This window comes from Nocardia sp. NPDC058114 (assembly GCF_042884695.1).
Taxonomy (GTDB): Bacteria; Actinomycetota; Actinomycetes; order Mycobacteriales; family Mycobacteriaceae; genus Nocardia.
The window spans coordinates 52,311-76,612 of the sequence record NZ_JBHVTK010000017.1; the positions used below are offsets into that span (position 1 = coordinate 52,311).

At 67.7% G+C, this 24,302-nt stretch carries 26 protein-coding genes; 6 read left to right on the forward strand and 20 right to left on the reverse strand.

What is annotated here, in order from left to right; all coding sequences use genetic code 11:
- The first annotated feature begins 33 nt into the window (after positions 1-33).
- The 3 genes from ACFVVI_RS34080 to ACFVVI_RS34090 all read left to right on the forward strand — a co-directional run bounded on the left by ACFVVI_RS34080 (position 34) and on the right by ACFVVI_RS34090 (position 2,343).
- Positions 34-567, forward strand: coding sequence for a hypothetical protein (locus tag ACFVVI_RS34080; RefSeq protein WP_378995752.1), 534 nt, complete (start codon positions 34-36; stop codon positions 565-567).
- A 91-nt stretch (positions 568-658) separates the two neighbouring features.
- A complete protein-coding gene (locus ACFVVI_RS34085; RefSeq protein WP_387448931.1) occupies positions 659-1,837 on the forward strand; it encodes a winged helix DNA-binding domain-containing protein in 1,179 nt (392 codons plus the stop codon).
- Positions 1,771-2,343, forward strand: a complete 573-nt coding sequence (locus tag ACFVVI_RS34090; protein ID WP_387448971.1) for a HipA domain-containing protein — start codon at positions 1,771-1,773, stop codon at positions 2,341-2,343. The genes ACFVVI_RS34085 and ACFVVI_RS34090 overlap by 67 nt, the downstream gene beginning before the upstream one ends.
- Positions 2,344-2,544: 201 nt before the next feature.
- On the opposite strand, the gene nadC is transcribed toward ACFVVI_RS34090, so the two are convergent.
- From nadC to nadA, 3 genes are all read right to left on the reverse strand, one after another.
- Positions 2,545-3,405, reverse strand: coding sequence for a carboxylating nicotinate-nucleotide diphosphorylase (nadC, locus tag ACFVVI_RS34095; protein ID WP_378995760.1), 861 nt, complete (start codon positions 3,403-3,405; stop codon positions 2,545-2,547).
- Between the two features lie 145 nt (positions 3,406-3,550).
- Positions 3,551-5,164 carry an L-aspartate oxidase gene (locus ACFVVI_RS34100; protein WP_387448934.1) on the reverse strand — a complete coding sequence of 538 codons (1,614 nt, stop codon included), beginning with the start codon at positions 5,162-5,164 and terminating at the stop codon, positions 3,551-3,553.
- A gap of 31 nt (positions 5,165-5,195) precedes the next feature.
- On the reverse strand, positions 5,196-6,233 hold the full coding sequence (nadA, locus tag ACFVVI_RS34105) for a quinolinate synthase NadA (protein ID WP_378995763.1): 1,038 nt from the start codon (positions 6,231-6,233) through the stop codon (positions 5,196-5,198).
- 78 nt (positions 6,234-6,311) lie between these two features.
- Here nadA and ACFVVI_RS34110 point away from each other — a divergent pair, with 78 nt between their 5' ends.
- Both ACFVVI_RS34110 and ACFVVI_RS34115 read left to right on the forward strand, forming a co-directional pair.
- Positions 6,312-7,028 carry an NUDIX domain-containing protein gene (locus ACFVVI_RS34110; protein WP_378995765.1) on the forward strand — a complete coding sequence of 239 codons (717 nt, stop codon included), beginning with the start codon at positions 6,312-6,314 and terminating at the stop codon, positions 7,026-7,028.
- A gap of 100 nt (positions 7,029-7,128) precedes the next feature.
- A complete protein-coding gene (locus tag ACFVVI_RS34115) occupies positions 7,129-7,623 on the forward strand; it encodes a nitroreductase/quinone reductase family protein (RefSeq protein ID WP_387448939.1) in 495 nt (164 codons plus the stop codon).
- A gap of 11 nt (positions 7,624-7,634) precedes the next feature.
- Here ACFVVI_RS34115 and ACFVVI_RS34120 read toward each other — a convergent pair whose 3' ends face one another.
- The 6 genes from ACFVVI_RS34120 to bioB all read right to left on the reverse strand — a co-directional run bounded on the left by ACFVVI_RS34120 (position 7,635) and on the right by bioB (position 11,662).
- Positions 7,635-7,802, reverse strand: coding sequence for a hypothetical protein (locus tag ACFVVI_RS34120; RefSeq protein ID WP_358072375.1), 168 nt, complete (start codon positions 7,800-7,802; stop codon positions 7,635-7,637).
- Positions 7,803-7,898: 96 nt separating this feature from the next.
- Positions 7,899-9,038 (reverse strand): AI-2E family transporter, encoded by a 1,140-nt coding sequence (locus ACFVVI_RS34125; protein ID WP_379312024.1) that lies wholly within the window; start codon positions 9,036-9,038, stop codon positions 7,899-7,901.
- A gap of 61 nt (positions 9,039-9,099) precedes the next feature.
- Complete coding sequence (locus tag ACFVVI_RS34130; RefSeq protein ID WP_378995773.1) at positions 9,100-9,633, reverse strand: DUF1353 domain-containing protein; 534 nt, start codon at positions 9,631-9,633, stop codon at positions 9,100-9,102.
- A 71-nt stretch (positions 9,634-9,704) separates the two neighbouring features.
- A complete protein-coding gene (locus ACFVVI_RS34135; protein ID WP_378995775.1) occupies positions 9,705-10,355 on the reverse strand; it encodes a DUF2567 domain-containing protein in 651 nt (216 codons plus the stop codon).
- A complete protein-coding gene (locus tag ACFVVI_RS34140; RefSeq protein ID WP_378637366.1) occupies positions 10,355-10,564 on the reverse strand; it encodes a hypothetical protein in 210 nt (69 codons plus the stop codon). Before ACFVVI_RS34140 ends, ACFVVI_RS34135 begins: the two co-directional genes overlap by 1 nt.
- An 84-nt stretch (positions 10,565-10,648) precedes the next feature.
- On the reverse strand, positions 10,649-11,662 hold the full coding sequence (gene bioB, locus ACFVVI_RS34145; protein ID WP_378637307.1) for a biotin synthase BioB: 1,014 nt from the start codon (positions 11,660-11,662) through the stop codon (positions 10,649-10,651).
- A 149-nt stretch (positions 11,663-11,811) separates the two neighbouring features.
- On the opposite strand from bioB, the gene ACFVVI_RS34150 reads away from it, so the two are divergent.
- A complete protein-coding gene (locus tag ACFVVI_RS34150) occupies positions 11,812-12,396 on the forward strand; it encodes a TetR/AcrR family transcriptional regulator C-terminal domain-containing protein (RefSeq protein WP_379312027.1) in 585 nt (194 codons plus the stop codon).
- Here the strand turns inward: ACFVVI_RS34150 and ACFVVI_RS34155 are convergent, their stop codons facing one another.
- The 11 genes from ACFVVI_RS34155 to ACFVVI_RS34205 all read right to left on the reverse strand — a co-directional run bounded on the left by ACFVVI_RS34155 (position 12,397) and on the right by ACFVVI_RS34205 (position 24,077).
- Complete coding sequence (locus tag ACFVVI_RS34155; protein WP_387448945.1) at positions 12,397-13,542, reverse strand: alpha/beta fold hydrolase; 1,146 nt, start codon at positions 13,540-13,542, stop codon at positions 12,397-12,399.
- A gap of 323 nt (positions 13,543-13,865) precedes the next feature.
- Entirely contained in the window at positions 13,866-15,089 is a 1,224-nt protein-coding gene (locus ACFVVI_RS34160; protein ID WP_387448948.1) for an MFS transporter, read from the reverse strand.
- A gap of 49 nt (positions 15,090-15,138) precedes the next feature.
- The gene (locus ACFVVI_RS34165; RefSeq protein ID WP_378995781.1) at positions 15,139-16,488 is read right to left on the reverse strand and encodes an LLM class flavin-dependent oxidoreductase; all 1,350 of its coding nucleotides are present in this window, start codon (positions 16,486-16,488) and stop codon (positions 15,139-15,141) included.
- Entirely contained in the window at positions 16,485-17,249 is a 765-nt protein-coding gene (locus ACFVVI_RS34170) for an ABC transporter ATP-binding protein (RefSeq protein ID WP_378995784.1), read from the reverse strand. Before ACFVVI_RS34170 ends, ACFVVI_RS34165 begins: the two co-directional genes overlap by 4 nt.
- The gene (locus tag ACFVVI_RS34175) at positions 17,225-18,085 is read right to left on the reverse strand and encodes an ABC transporter permease (protein WP_387448952.1); all 861 of its coding nucleotides are present in this window, start codon (positions 18,083-18,085) and stop codon (positions 17,225-17,227) included. The genes ACFVVI_RS34170 and ACFVVI_RS34175 overlap by 25 nt, the downstream gene beginning before the upstream one ends.
- Complete coding sequence (locus ACFVVI_RS34180; RefSeq protein ID WP_379312033.1) at positions 18,085-19,176, reverse strand: ABC transporter substrate-binding protein; 1,092 nt, start codon at positions 19,174-19,176, stop codon at positions 18,085-18,087. Before ACFVVI_RS34180 ends, ACFVVI_RS34175 begins: the two co-directional genes overlap by 1 nt.
- Positions 19,177-19,261: 85 nt before the next feature.
- Positions 19,262-19,732 carry an SRPBCC domain-containing protein gene (locus tag ACFVVI_RS34185; RefSeq protein WP_378995790.1) on the reverse strand — a complete coding sequence of 157 codons (471 nt, stop codon included), beginning with the start codon at positions 19,730-19,732 and terminating at the stop codon, positions 19,262-19,264.
- Positions 19,733-19,767: 35 nt separating this feature from the next.
- On the reverse strand, positions 19,768-20,964 hold the full coding sequence (locus ACFVVI_RS34190) for an ROK family protein (protein ID WP_387448957.1): 1,197 nt from the start codon (positions 20,962-20,964) through the stop codon (positions 19,768-19,770).
- Positions 20,965-20,989: 25 nt separating this feature from the next.
- On the reverse strand, positions 20,990-22,231 hold the full coding sequence (locus ACFVVI_RS34195; protein ID WP_379312036.1) for a sugar ABC transporter permease: 1,242 nt from the start codon (positions 22,229-22,231) through the stop codon (positions 20,990-20,992).
- Entirely contained in the window at positions 22,228-22,992 is a 765-nt protein-coding gene (locus tag ACFVVI_RS34200; protein WP_387448961.1) for an ATP-binding cassette domain-containing protein, read from the reverse strand. Before ACFVVI_RS34200 ends, ACFVVI_RS34195 begins: the two co-directional genes overlap by 4 nt.
- Positions 22,992-24,077: a sugar ABC transporter substrate-binding protein gene (locus ACFVVI_RS34205; RefSeq protein ID WP_387448963.1), complete on the reverse strand. Its 1,086-nt coding sequence runs from the start codon at positions 24,075-24,077 to the stop codon at positions 22,992-22,994. The genes ACFVVI_RS34200 and ACFVVI_RS34205 overlap by 1 nt, the downstream gene beginning before the upstream one ends.
- Positions 24,078-24,302 lie beyond the last annotated feature (225 nt).

A 24,302-nucleotide genomic window follows, 5' to 3' on the forward strand; every position in this document is an offset into this window, starting at 1 on the left:
CGAACCGGCGTGGATAATGTCGTGGTGGCCGTGATGCGACGAATCGTGGTGGTGGGGACTTCGGGATCGGGCAAGAGCACGCTGGCCCGCCAGATCTCGCACCGGCTCGACATCCCGCACATCGAGCTCGACTCGATCCACCATCAGCCGAACTGGACACCGATGGCCGCGCCCGAATTCCAGGCCGCGGTCGCCGAGCGGATCGCCGGGGATGCCTGGGTGGTCGACGGCAACTACCGGGGCAAACTCGGCGATCTGGTGTGGCGACGTGCCGATACGGTGGCCTGGTTCGATCTGCCACGGTCGCTGGTCATGCGCCAGATCGTCGGCCGGACGGTGGGCCGGGCGCTGACCGGGCGCGAGCTGTGGAACGGCAACCGGGAGCGCTGGCGCGAGATGATCTCGCTCGACCCGGCACGATCGGTGATCATGTGGGCCTGGACGACCCATGCGAAGAACCGGGCGAGCTACCTTGCGGCACAGCATGATCCGGCATTCCGGGATCTCACCTTCGTCCGGCTGGGCTCCCGGCGCGAGGCCGCGGCGTTCCTCGACGGTCTCGCCTGAGCACCACCGCCGACGTAACCGCTTCGGCTGTCACTGCCCACGCAACCGGGCGTGCCCCGCGATTGTCGGTGCCCCCGCCTACGATCCGCTCATGCTCTCGATCGATACCGCGCAGCGTCGCGCCCGAGTGGCCACCAGACATCGCCTCGCGCCGTCGGCGCGTTCGACCGACCCCGTGGACATCGCCCGTTCGATGGTGGTTCTGCATGCCACCGATCCGGCGACGGTGTACCTGTCGGTCGGTGCTCGGGGCATCGACCTCACTCCGGCCCATGTCGAGCAGGCGCTCTACGACGACCGGGCTCTGCTTCGCATGCTGGCCATGCGCCGCACGATGTTCGTCGCGCCGACCGAGTTGCTCCCGGTTCTGCAGGCATCCACCTGCGATGCGCTGGCCCACAAGCAACGCCGCACGTACGGCCGCTTCATCGAGCAGGCGGGCGTCGTCGACGGTGACATCTCGACGTGGCTGGCCGAGGTCGAAGCCGAGACGCACGCGGCGCTGCTGACCCGTGGCGCGGCGACCGGTGTCCAGCTGAGCAAAGATGTGCCACGGCTGCGCACCCAGATCGACACCGCCCCCGGAAAGTCCTATTCCAAACCGACGAGCATCACCACCTGGGTACTGGTGGTGCTCGGCGCGGAGGGCCGGATAGTGCGCGGCCGCCCGAACGGCAGCTGGACCAGCAGCCAGTACACCTGGGCCCCCGTGGAAACCTGGCTACCCCAGGGGTTTTCACCGCTGTCCGCCGCCGAGGCCCGCGTCGAACTGGTACGTCAGTGGTTGTACGCCTTCGGCCCGGCCCCGATCACCGACCTGAAATGGTGGACCGGTTGGACCCTCGGTGAAGTCCGGAAGGCCCTGGCCGAAGTCGACACAGTCGACGTAGACCTCGACGGCACCCCCGGCCTGATCCTCGCCGACGACCTCACCCCCGTCCCCACCCCCGAACCCTGGGCAGCCCTGCTCCCCGCCCTGGACCCCACCCCCATGGGCTGGCAATCCCGGGACTGGTTCCTCGGCCCCCACGCCCCCGCCCTCTTCGACACCAACGGCAATATCGGCCCCTCCATCTGGGCCGACGGCCGCATAGTAGGCGGCTGGGCCCAACGCCCCGACGGCGAAGTGGTCACCCGCCTCCTCGAAGACGTGGACCCCCACACCCAGAAGCTGATCGACGCCGAAACAGACCGCACCACAACCTGGTTCGGCGACATCCGCGCCATCCCCCGCTTCCGGACCCCCTTACAACGCGAACTCACCGCCTAGCGGCAACAATTTCGGCAATATCCTGCCGATACGGTGCTGCATCGGCAAAGTACAACGTCGACGCGGTTCAGATCGTGGAAGCCATAACCGGCATCGTGCGCGCCCCTCTGATCGCAGCGCGAAATCTCTACTTGCAGTTCCTGTTCGCATGGTTGACCGGTAACGACGACCTGCACGGGAAGAATGTCGGAGTGTTGCAGGACAGCGAGGGACGCTGGGATGTCGCTCCCCTCTACGACGTTCCCTGCACCTTGATCTATGACGACGATTCGATGGCACTACCCATCGCTGGACGAACCATGCGCCTACGAGCATCGCACTGGGCTGAATTCGCCACAGAAATCGGCCTGCCACCCAAAGCTGCAAACTCGGCACAACAACTCGCGCTCCGCGCAGCCGCAGCCGTCGATCTCGACCGACTTCCGTTTACCGGTTCACCGCTGAACAGGACTCGACGTGAGCTACGCGTGCGCCGCGCAGAGTTGGAGCAGGCGCTCGACTCGTAACGGGTACATCGGTATCGCCATCCGTAGCGCGGCCCTGCGCCCCCCTGGGCCTGCATCCCGACCAACCGGACGCGCAGCCGACACACCCGTCACCACCGGCTTGGTGGCATGCGGCCGCCGACCGCAGCCCCTGGGCACAGACCTGAGCTGTCGACCGACCACGAGAGCCGGTCCGCAGGTCTGCATCGCTTCGAGATGACCTCACATGTCCAGGCCGAGATCGAGTACGCGGACCGAGTGGGTGAGGGCGCCGATGGCGAGGTAGTCGACGCCGGTGCCCGCGTATTCGGCGGCTTGGTCGAGTGAAAGTCCGCCGGAGGACTCGAGTTTCGTCGCGGGGGCCGCGGCATCGCGGCGCTGGACGGCGGCCTGGGTCTGCCAGAGGGGAAAGTTGTCCAGCAGGACGAGTTCGACGTTTTCGGCGAGGACAGCGTCGAGTTGTTCGAGGCTGTCGACCTCCACCTCGCAGGCGATGTCGGGTGCCAGTGCGCGGACCGCGCGCAGGGCGTTGACGACCGAACCGGCGGCCACCACGTGGTTGTCCTTGATGAGGGCGGCATCGCCCAGCCCCATGCGGTGGTTGACGCCGCCGCCGACGCGGACCGCGTACTTCTGCAGAGCGCGCAGGCCGGGCAGCGTCTTGCGGCTGTCGCGGATCTCGCATCCGGTGCCGTCGACGGCGTCGACCCAGGCGGCGGTGGCGGTGGCGATGCCCGACAGGTGGCACACCAGGTTGAGCATGGTTCGTTCGGCGGTGAGCAGGCCGCGGGTGGGGGCGACGATGCTCAGCACCGAGGTGCCCGGCTCCACCCGGGTGCCGTCGGCGACCCGCGCGGTGATCTCGTAGGTGCCCGCGCCGAGGACCTCGTCGAGCACGAGCAGCCCGACATCCAGGCCCGCGACGGTGCCGTGCTGGCGCGAGACGACCGAGGCTTTGCTCACCGCGTCTTCGGCAACGGTGGCGATCGTGGTGACGTCGGGCCCGTAGCGCAGGTCCTCGTCGAGGGCGTTGCCGATCAGCGTCAGCAGCTCGTCACGGTCCAGAGTGGCGTCCAAAGCCATCACCGCACTCCTAATTCTCGGGCGCACAGTGCGCCTCGGTCGAAGCGGCGGAGCAGATCACCACTCCACCGATATTGCTTGTCCGACTGTGATTTCCAGCTGCGACCCACCCGATTCGAGTGAACTCGGCCGGGAACGTCGCTGGTCAACGCACGCCGAGGGGCACCGAACCGCATTCCGCGGGCATAGTGGACAGTTCGAGCGTGCCCTCCGGCCGGAGCCGAATCACCGTGCTGTGCCGCTGATCCTCGACCGCGCCCGGCGACTCCGCGCGCGTGTGGCACCCTCGGCTCTCGGTGCGCGCCGCCGCCGCACCGAGCAGCGCACGCGCGGTCAAGGTGAGCGCCGCGTCCTCGATCCGGCGCAGTTGCTGTGCCGCTGCCGGCGAATCAGCAGAAGCCGAGTCGAGCGACGACACTGCCGACATCGCACCGTCGATCCGCCTGCGTGCCCGCGCGAGTCCGTCGCCGTCACGCACGACGGAGGCATGCGCGGTCATCGCCTGTTGCACCACCGAACGGTCGGCGAATTCCACTGTCCACGAGGAGATCTCCTCGACCCGAGCACGAACCCCGACCCGCTCGGCCGCCGCCGCACCGGCCCGCTCACCCACCACGAGCCCTTCGAGCAAGCTGTTGGAGGCCAACCGGTTGGCACCGTGCAGCCCGGTCCTGGCGACCTCGCCCGCCGCGTAGAGCCCGGCGACACCGGTCCGCCCGTGCGTGTCGGTGAGAACACCACCGCACTGGTAGTGCGCGGCAGGCGCGACCGGAATCAGTTGCGCCGCAGGGTCGATCCCCGCCGCCAGGCACGAGGCGGTGATGGTCGGGAATCGCTGGGCGAACCCTTCGATGGCACGGGCGTCGAGGAAGACATGGTCGGTTCCGAGCGCCCGCATCCGCTCCGCGATCGCCCGCGACACCACATCGCGAGGAGCCAAATCACCACGTGGATGCCCGGCTGTCACCGAGTTCCCGTGGGAGTCGACGAGTATCGCGCCTTCGCCACGCACCGCTTCGCTGATCAGCGGTCGCCTGCCCACCCCGCCGGGCGTGTAGAGCACCGTCGGATGGAACTGCACGAATTCGAGATCGGCCACGGCGGCCCCGGCCCACAATGCCAGCGCCACACCGTCACCGGTCGCCCCCGGCGGATTCGTACTCAGCGCGTAGAGCTGTCCCAGACCGCCGGTCGCCAGCAGCACAGCGGGTGTGTGCACGACGCCGAACCCGTTGTCCGACACCGCGATCACACCCTGCACGCCCTCGGCGCCGGTCACCACGCGCAGCGCGGCGGCGCCGAACAGCACAGGCAATCCCGCCGCGTTGAGCGCGCGCTGCACCTCGGCCCCGGTCGCGTCCCCACCGGCGTGGATGATGCGGCGCGTGCTGTGCCCGCCCTCGCGGGTACGCGAGATCTGGCCGTCCCGACCGAGGTCGAACACCGCGCCGAGGTCGGTCAGCGCCGCGACCGCGGCCTGTCCACCCTCGACGATCGAACGCACCGCGTCGACCTCGCACAACCCGGCGCCGGCTTCGACCGTGTCGCGCACGTGCGAGTCGACCGAATCACCGAGCGGTGCGACGACCGCGATGCCGCCTTGCGCGTACTGGGTCGAGGTGTCGGTCGGACCGCCCTTGCTCAGGATGAGCACCCGCAGCCCACGCAACGAGGCCGTGCGTGCGGCCGTGAGCCCGGCGACGCCACCGCCGATGACGACCAGGTCGACCTCGGCCTCCCACGAAACAGGAACCGTCATGGTCGTTACCGGCTCGGCCGCACGGTGCCGGTCACTCGCCACCGCCGGAGTTGCCGATGGCGATCATCCGCTGCACCGAGGCGCGTCCGGCCTCGGCCATCGCCAGGTCGACGTGCACCTCGTCGGCGCCCTCGACCAGGCAGCGCAGCAGCGCCGCCGGGGTGATCATCTTCATGTACTTGCAGGACGCGCGATCGTTGACGGCCTGGAAGTCGATCCCGGGCGCCGCCTTGCGCAGCTGGTGCAGCATGCCGATCTCGGTCGCCACCAGCACCTGATCGGAGTGCGACGCCTTCGCCGCGTCGATCATCCCGCCGGTCGACAGGATGTGCACCCGCTCGGCCGGGAACGCGCCCTCGCCGGCCAGGTACAGCGCCGAGGTGGCGCAACCGCACTCCGGGTGCACGAACAGCTCGGCATCGGGGTGGGTGCGGGCCTGCTCGGTGAGCTCGTCGCCGTTGATACCGGCGTGCACGTGGCACTCGCCCGCCCAGATGTGCATGTTCTCGCGCTTGGTCTCCCGCTTGACGTGCGCGCCGAGGAACTGGTCCGGCAGGAACAGCACCTCACGGTCGGGGTCGATCGAGTCGACCACGTCGACGGCGTTGGAGGAGGTGCAGCAGATGTCGGTGAGCGCCTTCACCTCGGCGGTGGTGTTCACATACGACACCACCATCGCGTCGGGGTGCTCGGCTTTCCAGGCGCGCAGTTCGTCGGCGGAGATCGAGTCGGCCAGCGAGCAGCCGGCGCGCTGGTCCGGGATGAGCACGGTCTTGGCCGGGCTGAGGATCTTGGCCGTCTCCGCCATGAAGTGCACGCCGCAGAACACGATGGTGCCCTCTTCGGCCTCGGCCGCGATGCGTGACAGGGCCAGCGAGTCGCCGACGTGGTCGGCCACGTCCTGGATCTCGGGCAGCTGGTAGTTGTGCGCGAGGATGGTCGCATTGCGTTCGCGCGCCAGACGGCGCACCTCCTGCGCCCATTCCGGCGTCGCTTCGACACCCGCGTAACCGCTGGGTCCGTCGAAGACCGAATCCATCAGCGTCCGCTGTGCAGTCGTCGTCGCCATGGTGGCTCCCTTCATCGTGCGAGCGGCTCCATCGCCGCGATTCGCACCAAACCAGGTTTTCGACTTACAATCGAAAACGTGCCCCATAGTAACACCATCCACGAATCGCTCACCGCGGTGTTCCAGGTTCGCCGCTTCCCATCGAGCATTTCCGCAGGTAGAGGCGCCAAGCACCCGGAGTTGGCGGTTCTGCTGTGGGAACGCGCGCTCGATCCACAGAAAGGCACGTGGTCACTACCCGGCGGCCGCCTGCGCGACGACGAGGACCTCGACACCTCCGCCCGGCGTCAGCTCGCCGAGAAGGTCGACGTGCGCGACCTGCACCACCTCGAGCAGGTGTCAGTGTTCAGCAATCCCGACCGCGTCCCCGCCCCGCGCCGCATCGCCTCGGCCTACCTCGGCCTGGTCCCCCTCACCACCGAACCCGAACTCCCGTCCGACACCACCTGGCACCCGGTCTCGAATCTGCCCGACATGTCCTTCGACCATCGCACCGTCGTCGACCACGCCCGCACCCGCCTGGCCGCCAAACTCTCCTACACCAACATCGCCTACGCCCTGGCCCCCGACACTTTCACCATGTCGACCCTGCGCGAAATCTATTGCGCCGCACTCGGATACGACGTGGACACCACCAATCTCCAGCGAGTCCTCACCCGCCGCAAGGTGATCACCCCCACCGGCGACACCGCCCCGTCCGGCCGGGCAGGCGGCCGTCCCGCGGCGCTCTACCGCTTCACCGACTCCGGCCTGCGAGTAACCGACGAGTTCGCCGCCCTCCGTCCCCCGACGTGACCGAAGTTCTCACACCGCGCCGGATCACCGTGCAGACCACGTAGCGGTGGCAGTCGGTCGACGGCCGAAAGTTGTCGGTGGCCGATGCCACACTGCGAGCATGGACAACGACGCGACGGACGCGAAGCAGACCACTTCCTATGACGACCCGGATGCTCCCTGGAACAAGGAGTTCTCCGAGGAGGAGATGGCGGGCTGGAACGACGGGGTCATCACGGAGTTCCGGGAGAACCAGGGTCGGGTCGGGGGCGACTACGCGGGCGCCACCCTGCTGTTGCTGACGACGACGGGCGCCAAAAGCGGTAAGCCGCATGTGGTTCCGCTCGGCGCGCTGTATCGCGGTGACCTGATGTATGTGAGCTCGTTCATCGAGGATCGGTACCCGGCCTGGTATCACAACGCCAAGGCCGACCCACGGGTGACGATCGAACTGGGCGGCGAGAAGTTCGCGGCGACGGCCGACGTACTCACCGGCGAGCGCTACGACGAGTTCGCGGCATGGGCACTGGCGGAGAACTCCTTGCTGGCCGAATATCAGGCCAAGGTCGACAAGCCGCTACCGCTGGTGGTGCTGACCCGGACAGCATCACAGTAGGCCCGGCGGCGTCACGAATCGTGGCGGCGATCGCGATGCTTCGGCGAGCGGCGGTAAGCGCGCCCGCTGGGCACCGCGGTGGCAGCGGACGAGCTGCGCAGGGCGTGGCGGCGGCGCCAGGCGACCAGATCGGGTCGCTCGGCGGGCGGCTCAGTGGATTGCCCGGCTGCGGTCTTCATGGTCAAGGTCCTCCCCCGAAAATACGATGCTGCCAGGATAGGGAGCGGGTCCGACCGCGTTCCACTGGTTTTCGGTGAACCGATCCGCGGCGCCCGCTATTCCTTGTCCACCGCTGTCCGGGCCCCGGTCGGCTTGCCGGATTCCTTGCGCGGCGCGGGTTTCTGGTCGATCGGCGCACCGATCAGCACATCCGCCCATCGCGTTGTCGGGTCGATGTCGAACAGCAGCGCCTTCACCAGCAGCGTCAGCGGAATCGCCAGCAGCGCGCCGAGCGCCCCGATCACCCACGCCCAGAACACCAGCGACAGGAACGTGATGGTGACTCCGAGGCCCACGGCGTCACCGACGAACTTGGGCTGAATGATCGACTGGATCACGAAGTTGATCACCGAATAGACCACGATCACCCAGATCATCAGCACCGGACCGCTGTCGAGCAGGGCCAGCAGCGCGGGCGGGATGACGCCGATAACGAACCCGACGTTCGGGATGTAGTTGGTGATGAACGACAGCAGCGCCCACAGGATCGGCAGCGGTACCCCCATCAACCACAGTGCCCCACCGTCGATCACGGCCACGATGGCACCGAACACCGTGGACACGATGAGGTATTTGCGCGTTCCGGTGACGAAATCGTCCAGTGCCTGTGCGATCGCGGGCCGCTCGCGAGCCACGATCGCCAGCCGGCGGTCCATCGTCATCCCGTCGACGGCCATGAACAGCAGCAGCGCCACGACGAAGAACAGATTCGAGAAGACTCCGAGCACCCCGCCGACCAGCTCCTCGATGACACTCGCGGCCTTACCCACGTCGATGCCGCTGAGCGCCTTGTGGATCTGGTCGGAGCTCACCCCGAGATCCGACAGCCAGGCGCGCCCATGGTCGAGCAATTCGTTGAGCTTGTCGGCATATTCGGGCAGCAGCGAGGCCAGCTGCACCGCCGACAGCGCCAGTGCCCCACCGATGCCGAACAGAATCCCGACCACCGCCACCAGTGCCGCGGCCATACCGAGCCAGGCAGGCCAGCCCTTGCGGCGCGCCCAACTCTGGATCGGTTGCACCGCGATGGTCAACATGAGGGCAAGGAAGACCGGTCCGATGATGCCGGAGAAGGCCTTCAGGCCGCCGATGGTGACCACTCCCGCGCCGAGCGACAGCAGCACGATCAGACCGCGCGGAATCGACCATTCGACGGGCGGGGCCGGGGGCGCGGTGTCGGTGCTCGGCTCGGACATGCGCCGAACGCTAACCACGCGAAGGCGCCGCCACCTCCCCCATTACGGGTGAGATGCGCGATCAGGCGGTCTTCATCTGCGGTTGCGGCGGCGGCGCCGCAGTGTGGCGGGTGATCCGCCCCACTGCCCAGAACCCGAGCTCGACCACCCAGAACACCAGTAGCGCGGCGGTGACCACCAGCACCGGGATCACGAGAAAGACCACGGAAGGCACCGCGATCAGCGACCACCCGAGCACATCGACCGCACGCGCCCCACGAAGCCGGCTACCGAGGCGGACCGCCGTCCACATCATCCAGCGTCGCGGTACCGAAACCCCGGCCTCGCGCAGGCTGCGCCGGAATATTCCGTCGGCGTCGGCGGGGCCGACTTCGCCTGTGCGGCACAGGTAGTCGTGCAGGATCGCGGCTCTGGTGTAGACACCGTAACGCGGGATCAGCCACACCAGCGCGCGCGGCACCGAGGCGAAGTCGGTGCGGAATCCGGTAGGCACCGTGAAGGTTTCGACCGCGGCCTGGTAGGTGAGCGGTTCGGTGAGCCGCCAGAATTTCGCGTCCAGTTCCTCGACAACCGGACCACCACCGATGAATCCCACGACCGTTCCTCTCACACGACAGCCAGGCATCTACCTGCTGTTATGCGAAAATGGTATCGCTTGATGGCCGCTCAGCCGCGTGGTTGCGAACTCGGATCGAAATCGCCGCTCGGCCGATACTGTTCGGCACCGTAGGGCAGGCGGTAGTCGTCGGACTCGTCGCCGAAATCGGCCGGACGTAAATCGCCGAGCAGCCCGGCCGCGCCGGAATGGAGATCGACGGCCGGGTGCAACGCGGCGAGGAACAACAACACCAGGGCGGCCAGGAACGGCTGGATCAGCAGTGCGAGATCGGTCCCGACTTCCGCCGGCAGCGCGACGATCTGGCCGATCGCCGGATCGCCGGGACGCGGATGACGCACGCCCGCAACCCATTCCCCGATCCACATCATCAGCACAGCGCCCAGCCCCGAGGCGAGCAGCATGCCGAGCACGAGCGCGGGCCCGCGCGTGGTCCGCACCCGCCACGCCCCGACCGCACTCAGCACCGCGACCACCGCGCCGAAGCACAGGAACATCGCGACCGCGTCGAACAGGTGCAGACTCTCGCCGGTGAGCACCGCGGCGCGCCCCGGCTGAGTCACCCGCAACCGCTCGGTCGGTGCGAGCAGACCCCACACCACCCCGGCCGCCGCACTCGCCACCAGCACCACGGCCATGACGATGCCGACGCCGACGATCTCGCGCCGCAACACCTCGGGGCGCTCCCCGCGACCGAGCACTACCGGCGTTCCAACTGTGCCGATTCGATGACGCCGTGCCGTGAGCACTTGGCCCACCAGCCATCCGGGCTGATCTGCACGATCATCCGGCGTCCGCACTGCTCGCAGAATCGCGGTGGTTCGAGACCGAGCGTCGCCGACGCGGGCGTGACATCGTCGATCCCGGCCACGATCCGCTTGCCGGTGAACGGGTTGTAGCGCTCGTCCAATGCGGTTACCGCCTCCGTGAAGTGTGACTCGACGGTCGCGTCATCCCTGCCGACCTGGGTCGATACTCGATCGTACACAGCGTTTTACAGGGTTTCGTTGAGCGCCTTGATCGGCATGCTCAGCTCACCGAGCAGATCGAGGTCGGACTCGGCGGGACGGCCGAGGGTGGTGAGGTAGTTGCCGACGATGACGGCGTTGATGCCGCCGAGCATGCCCTGCTTGGCGCCCAGGTCGCCGAGGGTGATTTCGCGACCACCGGCGAAACGCAGGATGGTGCGCGGCATCGCGAGCCGGAACGTGGCGATCGCGCGCAGCGCGTCGGCGGCGGGCAGCACCTCCAGGTCACCGAACGGGGTGCCGGGTCGCGGGTTGAGGAAGTTCAACGGGACCTCGTCGGGGTTCAGCGACGCCAGCTGCGCGGCGAACTCGGCGCGCTGCTCGATGGTCTCGCCCATGCCGAGGATGCCGCCGCAGCACACCTCCATGCCCGCTTCGCGCACCATCCGCAGGGTTTCGAAGCGCTCCTCGTAGGAGTGGGTGGTGACCACCTTGGGGAAGTGCGACTTGGCGGTCTCGAGGTTGTGGTTGTAGCGGTGCACGCCCATCGCGGCGAGCTGGTCGACCTGTTCCTGGTTGAGCATGCCCAGCGAGCACGCGACCTGGATGTCCACCTCGTTGCGGATGGCCTCCACACCGGCGGCGACCTGCGCCATCAGGCGCTCGTCGGGGCCGCGCACCGCGGCGACGATGCAGAACTCGGTGGCGCCGGTCTTGGCGGTCTGCTTGGCCGCCTCGACCAGGCTGGGAATGTCGAGCCAGGCCGCGCGCACGGGCGACTGGAACAGGCCCGACTGCGAGCAGAAGTGGCAGTCCTCGGGGCAGCCGCCGGTCTTGAGGCTGATGATGCCCTCGACCTCGACCTCGGGGCCACACCACTTCATCCGCACGTCGTGGGCGAGCTCGAGCAGCGCTTCCAGGTGTTCGTCACCCAGGCGCAGCACCTCGACGGCCTGCTGCTCGGTGAGGCCCTCGCCGCGCTCGAGCACCTGCTCACGGGCGATAGCCAGAATATCGGTCTGGACGGGTGCCTGCGTCACGACGTGATGTCCCTTCGACGGGGGTGTGCGCACGTGCCGTGGGTGTGGTCCACCCGGCGTGGCCGTGCAACTTGAACGGTGTTCAGGATAGGGTAGCGGCTACGAGTGAACCACGACACTCGGGTCGGAAAATCGTCGGAAGGACGCGCGTGCAACTGCGGAAGACGGATGTGGTCGATGCCGCCGTCGCGATTCTCGATCAGTACGGGCTCGCCGATCTGACGATGCGCCGGCTCGCGGGCTCGCTGCAGGTGCAGCCGGGGGCGTTGTACTGGCACGTCAAGGACAAGCAGACCCTGCTCGGCGCGGTGGCCGACCGGATTCTCGCCCCGATGGACGAGCCGATCGCAGCCGCCGAATGGCCCGCGCAGCTCACCGAGCTGGCGCATCGACTGCGCGACTGCCTGCTCGCCTATCGCGACGGCGCCGAACTGGTCTCGGCCACCTACGCCTCGCGCCTGACCACCAGCAAGGCACGTGAACGCCTGGCGGGCATCGTGATCCGTGCCGGGATGACCAGGGAGGAAGCCGATCTCACGGCCTACACCCTGCTCTACTACGTGCTCGGCCAGACCGTCGACGAGCAGTCGCGCATGCAGATGGACTCCGTCGGCGCGCTGCCCGAGGACAACACACCGTTGCTCGACACCCCCGACCCCACCGCGCGCTTCGACTTCGGCTTGCAGCTGTTCATCGCGGGCGTGCGCACCATCCTCGGGACCCGGGTGCGCTGATCAGGGCGGGTCGTTGCGATTGGCTTCCTGGTAGCGCCGCACGAACGGCAGTACCTGCGTTTCGATGACCTCGTTGTATTCACCCGGTCGCTGAATCGGATTCGCGTGCTCGGTCCGAGTCGGCCGCACCACCGACAGGGTGCCGTTGACGCCGCCGGACTGTTCGATCAGCACCCTGTGCGAATACTCCACGTCCACCACGTCATCGCGCGACGCCTCGCGGGGCCGGATGAACACGATCGCCGGGTTTCGCTTGTCCGGATTCGGTTTGCCGAGCGCCCGCAGATCCGCCGTGCCGCCGCCGGCCACGATCGCCAGGAACTGCGCCTCGATCAACCCGTTGCTGGCGGCATCACGAGAGAAGATCTTGTCGCGCAATACCTCCGAGGCCGCCTGACCCATGGCGCGGAAGTCGATATCGAAGAACAGTCCGTCCCGCTGCGCGAAACGTTCACGCCGAGCCGACATCTCGACCACGAAGCGCAGGAGCCTGCTCTCCCTCGCCCCGGGCAACCAGCCCACCCACCGCACCAGATCGGCACCGCGACTGCGACTCTCCGGGCGGACCGCGTCCAGATCCATCGGCGTGCAGTCCAGCACAACGGCCACCAATCGCCGGTCGCTGCCCAGGTGGATATGGCGCGCCACCTCGAGTGCGATGATCCCGCCCATGCTGTGACCGACCAGCACGATATTGCGCACATTGCCGTACCGCGCGGCCCGCACGATCATCTCGGCGATCACCTTGGTGTCGATACCCGCGTTGTCGTAGCGCACCGCCCACACCACCCCGAGGCGACTGAGCGCGGGCAGTGCCTTGGCGGTCGGTGCCGCGTTGACTCCCCCGAGCCCCACCATATCGACGACCGCGGTATCCCAATCCCGCGCGTCCGCAGGCAGATTCGCGGGCAGCAACTCCGGCGTGGTCTGTGCCAGCCGATCGCGTTCGGGAGCCACATCGTGCACCCAGTACTGCCCGAACACGATCATCGCGACCAGCAGCACCCCGAGAATTCGCAGCACCGCCAGCCTGGTCCGGCGCCAACCGCGCCACCCGTGTCCCAGCCTGGTTTCACGCAACCGATCCCGCCGACGCGCATCGTCGAAGTCCGCGACGGTGGACGGATGCCGATCGAATGACGACATACTTCCACTGTAGGGGCGGTCGAATCCGAACGCTTCCGGCCGCCGTCGCGAGCACCGCGCCGCGGTAGCCACCTCGGTGCACTACCGACGCCCGGACGTCCACGGCTGGGACCTCGCTCGCGCGAGCGGCAGCACGCCCCACTGGGACGACGACCTGCTGCGCGACACCTACGACGACACCGCCGATCGGGGCCGTGAGATGGATATCTACCGGCCCCGAGGTACTTGTCGCGGCCACCGCCCCGCTGATCGACCGCATCCTCGGCCTCACCGGACGCGACGCCGCCTGGCCCTAGGCTTTCCTGATGCCGCCGGCGGCATCGTCAACTGCTCTCCACCGATTCCCTGGTTTCGTTCGGACTCGCGGCAGGCTTCCTCGGCACCACCACCGCGACGACCGGGCGTCCGGGGAACCAGCGATACATCGCGGCCGCTCCGCCGAGCCCCGCCACCGCGAGCGCTCCCGCCGCCGCGCCCAGCACCGTCACCGCGCTGATGGCGCCGACCGCGATCGGGCCCGCGAACATCCCGATGTCGTGGGTGAGCCGCCAGGCACCGAGGAACTCCGCGCGCTGACCGGGCGGCGCCACATCGGCGCCGACGGTCATGATCACGCCGTTGCTCAACCCGTTGGCGAAGCCGAGCAGCACGGCGACCGCGGTCAGCCCGGCCACCGACCCCGCGAACGGCAGCGCGGCGTATCCCGCCGCGAAGGCGATCATCGCGGGAACGCCGATCGCCTTGCGACCGTATCGATCCAGCCAGATTCCGGCCGGATACGACATCAGCACGTCCACCGCGCCCGCGATACCGAACACGATGCTGGTGATCGCCGCGTCGGCGCCGATGTGCACCGCCCACAACGGCAGCAGCGATTGCCGGGCCGCCCGTGCCGCTCCCATCAGCAGGGCGCCGAGTCCGAGCGTGCTGAGCAGCCTGCGATGTTCGACCACCACGGAGCGAATCGTGTTGTCGCTCACCACTGTCGGCGAACCTTCGGTCTCGGGCATGGCGAACACCAGCGCACCCGCGACGAGCATGGCGACGAGCTGGATCCACAGCCCGCCGACCGGGCCGAGCCAGTGCACCGCGCCCGCGCCGAGGAAGGGCCCGGCGAAGAACCCGAACCGCATCCACCCGGCCAGCGCCGAAAAGGCCCGTCCCCGATCAGCACTCGGCACCACGGCCACGATGTAGGTCTGTCTGGCCAGCCCCCACACCGCCCCCGAGGCGCCGTTGATCAGCAGCCCGACCGCGAACACGGCGATGTTCGGCGCGAGGATGGCCACGAGCAGGCCCAGCGCGCAGGTGAAGGAACCGAGCGCGATCGCCTTGCGCTCCCCCGTGCGCGCCACCAGCCAGCCCGCGGGCAGATCGCCGAGAATGAGCCCGAAGCCCATCATGGCGACGACCACGCCCGCGGTGCCGACCGACGCGCCGAGTTCGAGTGCGTGCAGCGGTAGCATGGGAGCCGCTGCGCCCGAACCGATTCCGTAGATGGCGGAGGGAACGAACACCGCCAGCGCCATGGATCGCAGCTGAGTCACGGCGCCACCACCGACCGGCGGGTGCCGGGCCGGCTACTACAGCCCGCCGTCATCCGGCTAGTGCGGCACTGCGGGCGAACTTGCTTTCCGGGCGCGCGAGCCCGAAGTGGTCGCGCAACGTGGTCCCGGTGTATTCGGTGCGGAACAGCCCGCGCTCCTGCAGGATCGGCACCACCGTTTCGGCGAATACCTCGAGCCCACCGGGGTAGTACGGCGGCATCACGTTGAAGCCGTCCGCCGCACCCTGGGTGAACCACTCTTCGATGGTGTCGGCCACTTGCTCGGGCGTTCCCGCGAACACCCGGTGCCCGCGCGCGCCGGCCAGCCGGTGCAGCAGCCCACGCAAAGTCGGTCGTTCCCGCTCGACGATCCCCGCCACCACCTGCAATCTGCTGCGCGCGTTGTCGGTGACATCGCCCGCCCCCGCGAACACTTCCACGGGCACCAGCTCGTCGAGCTCGAGGGTCCGCAGCGAGGTGCCGGTGATCGATTCCAGCTGCTTGAGCCCGTATTCGGGCACCGTCAGCTCGTTGAACTCACGTTCCAAACGCAGTGCCGCGGCCTCGGTGTCGGCGATGAACGGGCTGATCCCGGGCAGGATCTTCACCTCGTCGGCGGTACGGCCGAACTCGGTGGCCTTGGACTTGATATCGGCGTAGAAGGACTGCGCGTCCGACAGTCGCTGATGGGCCGTGAAGATCGCCTCCGCGTACTTGCCCGCGAAGGCACGGCCCTCGTTCGACGCACCGGCCTGCACCAGCACCGGACGGCCCTGCGGTGTCCGCGCCGAGTTGAACGGCCCACGCACACTGAGATGTTCGCCGACAAAATCGATCGGATGGATCTTGTCCGGATCGGCGTACACACCGGCGGCGCGGTCGAGCACGATCGCGTCGTCCTCCCAGCTGTCCCACAGCCCGACCACCGCGTCGACGAATTCCCGTGCGCGGGCATAACGTTCGGCGTGGTCCGGGTGGCGTTCGAGCCCGAAGTTGGCCGCGGCGAGATCGGTGCCGGTGGTGACGATGTTCCAGCCCGCGCGTCCTCCGGAGATGTGGTCGAGCGAGGAGAACAGCCGCGCCAGGTTGTAGGGCTCGTAGTAGGTGGTGGACGCGGTCGCGATCAGGCCCAGGTGTGTTGTCGCCGCGGCGATCGCGGTGAGCAGCGTGATCGGCTCCAGGCCGGGCGCGGCATTGTGACGAACATCGGTGCGCAGGGCGGGACCGTCGGCGAAGAACACCGCATCGAGCTTCGCCGCCTCCGCGGTGCGCCCGATCTCCTGGTAGTAGGAGACGTCGTAGATGCGGTCGGGCCTGCTGTCGGGATGCCGCCAGGCAGCCTCATGATGCCCGGACGGGTAGATGAACGCGTTCAGACTCAGTTGACGCGGTGCACTCATGAGGCCTGTTTCACTTTCTCTGAATCTGTTGTGTCGACGCCGAGCCCGGTCAGCAGCACCTCGCGCAGCCGGACGAACTCCGGGTGCGCGTGTCTGCGCGGGCGCGGGGTCTCGATGCGTTGGTCGATCGTGATCCGGCCCTCGTCGAGGACCAGTACCCGATCGGCGAGCAGCACGGCCTCGTCCACATCGTGGGTCACCAGCAGCACGGCGGGCCGGTGCCGCTCGCACAGCGCCTGCAACAGGGCGTGCATCCGAATCCGGGTCAGCGCGTCGAGCGCGCCGAACGGTTCGTCGGCCAGGAGCAGTTCCGGCTCGCGCACCAGCGACCTGGCCAACGCCACCCGCTGCTGTTCACCGCCGGAAAGCTCACGTGGCCAAGCCTTTTCCCGCCCGGCCAACCCGACTTCGGCCAGTGCGGAGCGCCCGCGTTGCTGCGCGTCGCGGCCGGTCAGCCCGAGCACCACATTGTCGAGTACCCGCGCCCATGGCAGCAGCCGCGAATCCTGGAACACCACCGCGCGCTGCGTCGGCACCGTCAGGTCACCGGATCCGGGCACGTCGGAATCGAGTTCGGCCAGTGCCCGCAGCAGCGTGCTCTTGCCGGAACCACTGCGCCCGAGCAGCGCGACGAACTCGCCACGCCGGATCTCGATGTCGATGCCGTTCAAGACGATTCGCTCGCCGAAGCCACGGGTCAGGGCGCGGGTGCGTACGACGACCCGCTCGTCGGAGCTCAGTCGCCCAGTGTCTGTCGCCATGCCAGCACCTTTCGTTCCGTTGCCCGCACGGCGAGATCACCGAACAGTCCGAGCAGCCCGTAGATCACCAGACCGACGACGATCACGTCGATCTGGCCGTAGGTGCGCGCCTGGGTCATCAGGTAGCCGATGCCGCTGGTCGCGTTGACCTGTTCGACCACCACCAGCGCCAACCAGGAAATGGTCACCGCCAGCCGCAGTCCGAGGAAGAAGCCCGGCAACGAGCCCGGCAACGCGATGCGACGCAGGAATCCCCACCGCGACAGCCCGACCGTCTCGGCCAGTTCCACATAGCGCGCGTCGACACTGCGCAGGTAGGCGTGGGTATTGATGTAGATCGGAATGAGCACGCTGGTGGTGATCACGATCAGCTTCATCTGCTCGCCGATCCCGAACCAGACGATGAACAGCGGGATCAGTGCCAGCGTCGGGATCGCCCGCTTGATCTGCACGGGACCGTCGACCACCGCCTCACCGATCCGGCTCAGCCCCGCGACCAGCGCGAGCACCACGCCGATCGCCACACCGAGAACGAGGCCGATCACGGCGCGCTGCAACGAGGTCAGCAGATTGGACTGCAATCGTCCGTCGGCGATCAGCTCGCCCGCTGTCTGCGCAACGGTCCACGGCGCGGGCAGGGTCTCCGGGTCGATGGCCCCGATCGCGGAGCCGATAACCCAGGTACCGATGAGCAGAACCGGACCGAGGGCGAAGCCGAACGGGATCGGCTTGCCGGGTCCCAGTCTGCGCCGGCCTCGCCCGCGTGGGGCGAGTGCCTCGACCGGGGCCGTGCTGGTCCTGAGCTTGCGCAGCGCCCCGGCATCGATGGTGGCCATCAGCTCACCGCCGGTGCGAACGCGGCCCCGCTGGCAGTGACCGCCTCGGTGACCGCGGCGTCGAAGCGCAGGTCGAAACCGTCGACGGCCTTGATCTTCTTGGGCAGCTCGCCCACGGCGTCGATCGCGTCGATGGTGGTCTGCTGCCGAGCGATCAACTGCTGGTCCAAGTGCGGGAAGGTGTAGGTGCCCAGCGATTCGACGATCCGCTTGGCATCGTCGGCGCTGACCTTCTGGCTTCCGACGTAGTAGCGGGTGGCCCATTCCTCGCGGTGGGTGTTGGTCCACTGCCAGGCCCGCACGAACGCGCCGACCAGAGCACGGGTCGCGGCGGCCTTCGCCGGATCCTGGACCACCGCCCGGCGCGCGTACAGGTAGGCGAGGCCGCTGTAGATACCCGTGGTCTCCGAGTCCGGGATCAGCGAGGCGCCCTCGGTGCGGAGGAACCGGGTCACGTTGGGTTCGATCAGCGGCGCGACGTCGACCTGAGCGGTGCGGACCGCGTCAGGGAACTCGGCCAGCTGCAGCCGGACCAGCTCCACATCGGTGGGCTTCAGACCCGCCTTGGTGAGCGCCTTCAGCACCGCCGCCTGCTGGGCGGTGCCCTCGGCGTAGGCGATCTTCTTGCCCTTCAGATCCGCGAGCTTGCTGATCGAACGGCCCGGCGCGACAGCGAGTTTCAGCGCCTGAGGGTTGGTCTGGTAGGAGCCGATGATCGGGACGTCCTGGCCGGCGGCCAGTGCGTGGATCGGCGGCACATCGCCGACCTGACCGACGTCGGCCGCGCCTGCCCGGAACGCCTCGAGAATGGCCGGGCCGCCGACGAAGTTCGCGAACTCGATCTTGAACGGCAGCTTGTCCAGCTCACCGGACAGCCGCAGCGCCGATTGCAGACGTTCCGACTGATCGGCGACGACGAGCGTGGTCCCCGGTGGAACCTCGGTGGGCAGTGGCGCGTCGGGGGTGCCGACCGGTGTGTTGTTGCCTTGCGCGCAGCCGGTCAGGCCGAGCGTCGCAACGGTTGCCATCGCGAGGAGTGCGGCGGTGGCGCGGCCACGCAGGCCGGGTCGAGAGGTGTTCGGTCGGTACATAGACGAATTCAAGCAACCACGATCGCCCCCGAACACCATTAGCGTTTCTATGATTTGAAGGGCACGACTCCGCGTGGGTCTGCGGTCAGTCGCGCGATTCCCGCTCGGCCAGCGCGGTCAGTTTCGCCAACGACTGGTGCCAGGTCCTTTCGTTGTCGGCGGAGCTCAGCCCCGGCGGAACCCCCTCGTGCACCGTGTCGAGGTAGGTGCCGCCGTCGGCGTCGGTCAGGGTGAACGTCACGGTTTGCGCACCGGTCATGTCCGGGATCTCGGTGACGAATTCCAGCACCTCGATGATCTGCTCATCCGGTACCAACGTACGGAACGTCCCGAAACAGGCGTCGCGGTGCGGCGGCCGCGTCTCACCCGTGGCCGTCGGCTCGTCATAGGTGAGGGTGATCGAGAACGATCCGCCCTCTTTCGGCTCGAACCGATGCACTTCGGCCGTTATCCCGGGCGGGGGCATCCAGGCCGCGACCGCGTCGGCGTCCAACATCAGGCGGTAGACGGTCGAGCGCGGCGCATTGATCTGCGTGCCGATCCTTGTGGTCGCCATTCCTTCACGATAGTCGCGAGACCGGCGCCGATCGATCACCTGCCGGAGCTACGCGCCAGTGTCTGGAGTGGGTCGGTCAGCACGTCGGCGAACGCCAGTTCCGCGGCCCCGATCAGCGGCGCGTCGTCGGCCAGCGCGGAGGTTCGCAGACGAACGCGTTCGCGCACGGCGAGTAGTCCGTTCTCCGCCAACCGGCTGCGGACCTGCGCGGCCGAAGCGAGGTAGATCTCGCGCAGGACACCACCGAACACGACCATCGTCGGGTTGAAGATATTGACGAGATTGGCCACCCCGTAGCCGAGCCAGTCCCCGACCTGGTGCAACGCGTCGCGGGCGGCCGCGTCACCGCGAGCCGCCGCGTCGACGATCGCCTCGACCGCCGCCCGGCCGGTGAGGTCGGCCCGCCCCGCCAGCGCGATCAACGCCAGCTCCCCCGATTCGGCCTCCAGGCACCCACGTGAACCACACCGGCACGTCCGCCCGCCGGGGTTGACGATCATGTGCCCGACCTCGCCGCCGTAGCCGCCCTCACCACCGAGCAACTCACCACCCATGATGACGCCACCACCGATGCCGACCTCACCGTGCAGGTAGATCAGTTCCGACACCCCCGCACCGACACCCCGCTCACGCTCGGCGAGCGCTCCCAGATTCGCGTTGTTGCCGACCACGACCCGAACACCGAGCCGCTCGGACAGTTTCGCGCCCACCGGCACATCCACCCAGCCGATGTTCGGCCCGTACCGCACCACACCGTCGCCCTGCCGAACCATCCCGCAGAACGCGAGACCCACACCCACGCAGACACTGTCGCGTCCTGCCGTGTCGATCATCGTCTCGGCCAGCACCGCCAGGGATTCGATCACTTCGTCGGGATCGAAAGCCGCACTCTCACGCGGCGTTTCACGCCGGTCGAGAATCACACCGCCCAGACCGACCCGCGCTACCGCGAGCCGATCCGCGCCGACGTCCAGCGCGAGCACGAATACCCGCTCCGACTCCGGCCGCACCACCAGCGACGGCCGACCGGCCTTCCCGGTCTGGCGTGGCAGTTGCTCACTCACCAGCCCGGCAGCGGCCAGATCGGTGGTCAGCGCCAGAATTGTGCTGCGGTTCAGGCCCATTCGCTCGGCCAGCTCCGCCCGCGAGACCGGCCCGCTCAGATGGACGTGGCGCAACAGCACGGCGAGATTACGTGTTCGGATCTCGTCCGGGGCGGGTGCAGCCCTCATCCGGCCCAGCCTTCCCGGTCGATGGTCAACTTCCTGGCAGCGAACGCTTGCGCGACAGCGCGTCCACCCCCGCCGCGAGCAGCAGGACAAATCCTGTCACAACGAATTTCGTGCCCGCGCTGTAGCCCATCAGGCCCATCCCGTTGTTGATCACCGCGACCACCGCGGCACCGAGTACCGCATCGAGCATCCGGCCACGACCACCGAACAAGCTGGTCCCACCGATCACCGCCGCACCGACTGCGGTGAGCAGAACATCGGAACCGCCGGTGTTCGGATCGACCGAGTTGGCCCGCGAGGCCGCGATCAAACCGCCGACGGCGGCCATCGTCGAGCACAGCACGAAGGCGCTGATCTTGATCCGGTCGACCGGAATGCCCGCGCGCCGAGCCGCTTCCACGCTGCCGCCGACCGCGTAGACATGCCTGCCGAACGAGGTGCGATTGAGCACGAAGGTCCACAGCAGCAACAGCGCGATGATGATCGGCACCACGATCGGCATGCCCTGCAGCGAGTTGACCTCCGGGTTGCGACTGCGCTCGTCGTTGAGCACCAGCACCGCTATCCCCGCGACCACCGCGACCGTGGCGATCCGCAACGCGACCACCGGTGCCGTCTCGCCGGTCAGCCCCAGCGTGGTGCGCGCTCGCAACTTTCGGTACTGCACCAACGAGAACCCACCCACCAGCACCAGGTACATGACCCAGCCGAGCAGCGGCGGCACATTCTTGTTGGCGATCGCCAGGATCGTCTCGTCGTGGATGGAGATGTTGCGGCCGTTGTCCATGATCTTCAGTGCCACGCCCTGCAGCGCCAGGAACGCGGCCAGCGTCACGACGAACGACGGCACCCCGATCTTCACCACGATCGCGCCGATGGTCAGCCCGATCACCACACCGGTGAGCAACGAGACGAGCACCGCCGCGTACCAGGGCCAGCCCTTGTCGGTGAGCAGGACCGCGAGCACCGCGGCACACACACCGCTGGTGAAGCCGGCCGACAGATCGATCTCCCCGAGCAGCAGCACGAAGATCAAGCCCATGGCGATCACCGCGATGGCGGCGCCCTGGGTGAGCAGGTTCGCGATATTGCCCTGGGTCATGAACACCGGCCGCGCGATCCAGAAGACGACCGACAGCACGACCAGGGCGATAACCGAGGGCAAGGCGCCCATGTTGCCGCCACGAATCCGCGCGACATAGCCGGTGACCAACTCGGTCACCGGTGCGGCAGGCTCGGTGGCCTTGTCCGTGACAACCGCGCTCATGCCTGCACTCCGATTCCGAGACTCCCGCTGCGGCCAGAGGTGATCAGTTCGACGACCTGCGAATGCGTCACGTCGGCGGTCTGTACCTGTGCGGCCATCCGGCCCAGGTACAGCGCCGCGATCCGATCCGACACCGCGAAGACGTCGTTCATGTTGTGCGAGATGAGCACCACCGCAAGACCTTTGTCGGCCAGGCGGCGCACCAGTTCGAGAACCTGCTGAGTCTGGGCGACGCCGAGCGCCGCGGTCGGCTCGTCCAGAATCACCACCTTGCTGTTCCACAGCACGGCCTTGGCGATGGCGACGGTCTGGCGTTGTCCGCCGGACAGGCTGGCCACCTTCTGACGCACGGACTTCACCGTGCGCACCGACAGCCCGGCCAGGGTCGCACCCGCGAGCTCCTCCATGCCGTATTCGTCGAGCACGAGGCCGTGCTTCTTCTCCCGGCCGAGGAACATGTTCTGCACGATGTCGAGGTTGTCGCAGAGCGCGAGATCCTGGTAGACGATCTCGATCCCCAGTTCGGCCGCGTCTCGCGGATTGCCGATCTGCACCGGCTCACCGTCGAACAGCACTTCGCCCGCATCGATCGCATGGGTGCCGCCGATGCATTTGACCAGGGTCGACTTGCCTGCGCCGTTGTCGCCGACGAGGGCCGTCACCTCACCGCGGTAGGCGGAGAAGTCGATATCGTGCAGGACATGGACCGGGCCGAAACTCTTCTCTAATCCGCGCAATTCGATGAGCGGGGTGTCGGTCATCAGCGGACGCCGTTGTCCGCGCAGAGCTTGGTGAACTCACCGGTGCACAGCTCGGCCTTGTCGACGAAGCCGTCCGCCACGACGTCGTTCACGTTGTCCTTGAAGATCGCCTTCGGCTCGAGCAGCACCGCGGGCACCTTCGACTTCGCCTCGGGATCGTCGACAGTGCTCGGCGCCTCGCCCTTCTCCCCGTTGGCCAGCGCGATCGCCAGCTTCGCGCCGGCGGCGGCCTCGAGCTTGATCGCCTTGTACACGGTCATGCACTGATCACCGGCCAGGACGTTCTGCAGACCCTGGACCGTGGCGTCCTGACCTGTCACCGGGATCTGCCCGTTCAGCTTCTGCTTCTTCAGCACTGCGATGGCCGCGTTGGCCAGCCCGTCGTTGGCCGCGACGGTGCCGCCGAGGTTCGGCGTGCCGGTGAGCATCTGTTCGAAGATGGTGCCCGCCTTGGTGTTGTCCCATTCCGGAACAGCCTGATCGGGGCCCTTCACATATTCGCCCGCGTCGAACTTCGGCTTCAGCGCGCCGTCGTAACCGCTCTTGAACAGGGCGGCGTTGTTGTCGGTCGGGCCGCCGTTGAGGTAGGCGACCACCGGCTTGGCCGCCTGTTTGTCGGCCAAGCACTTCGCGAGGCCGTCGCCCATGAGCTGTCCGACCTTCACGTTGTCGAACGACACGTAATACGGCGCACCGCCGCCGAGAGTCAGCCGGTCGTAGTCGATCACGGTGACGCCCTGCGCTTTTGCCTTCTGAATGACGGCCTTGCCGGTGCCGCTGTCGAGGTTGGTGATCATCAGCACCGAGGCGCCGTTGGTGATCATCTGATCGGCGATCGTCTGGAAGGCGTTCTTGTCGCCCTGGGCATTCTGGATGTCGGCCTTGATCCCCGCGGCGTCGAACGCCTGCTGGAGGTACTTGCGATCCGCCGTCTCCCACCGCGCCGAGGTCTTGCTGTCGGGCAGGATGACGCCGATCTTGGCGCCGCCCCCTCCCGAGGAGTTCGAAGTGTCGTCGCCGCAGGCGGTGAGCGAAGTGAGAAGTGCGATCGAGACGGCCGCGATGCCGAAGATCCCCTGACGCATGAGCGTGGGCCTTTCGTGGAACCACCGCCTGTGGGCGGTTGAGCTGGAGCGAATGTTGTTCTCGACAACATACTCCAGGGTGACCTGGCCCACACAGGAATCGGACATAGTGGTCCCCGAGGGTTTCCGGAAACGCAAAAAGGCCCTCCAACCGAAGTTGGAGGGCCTTTCGCAAAGATGTTCCGGCAGTGTCCTACTCTCCCACACCCTGTCGAGTGCAGTACC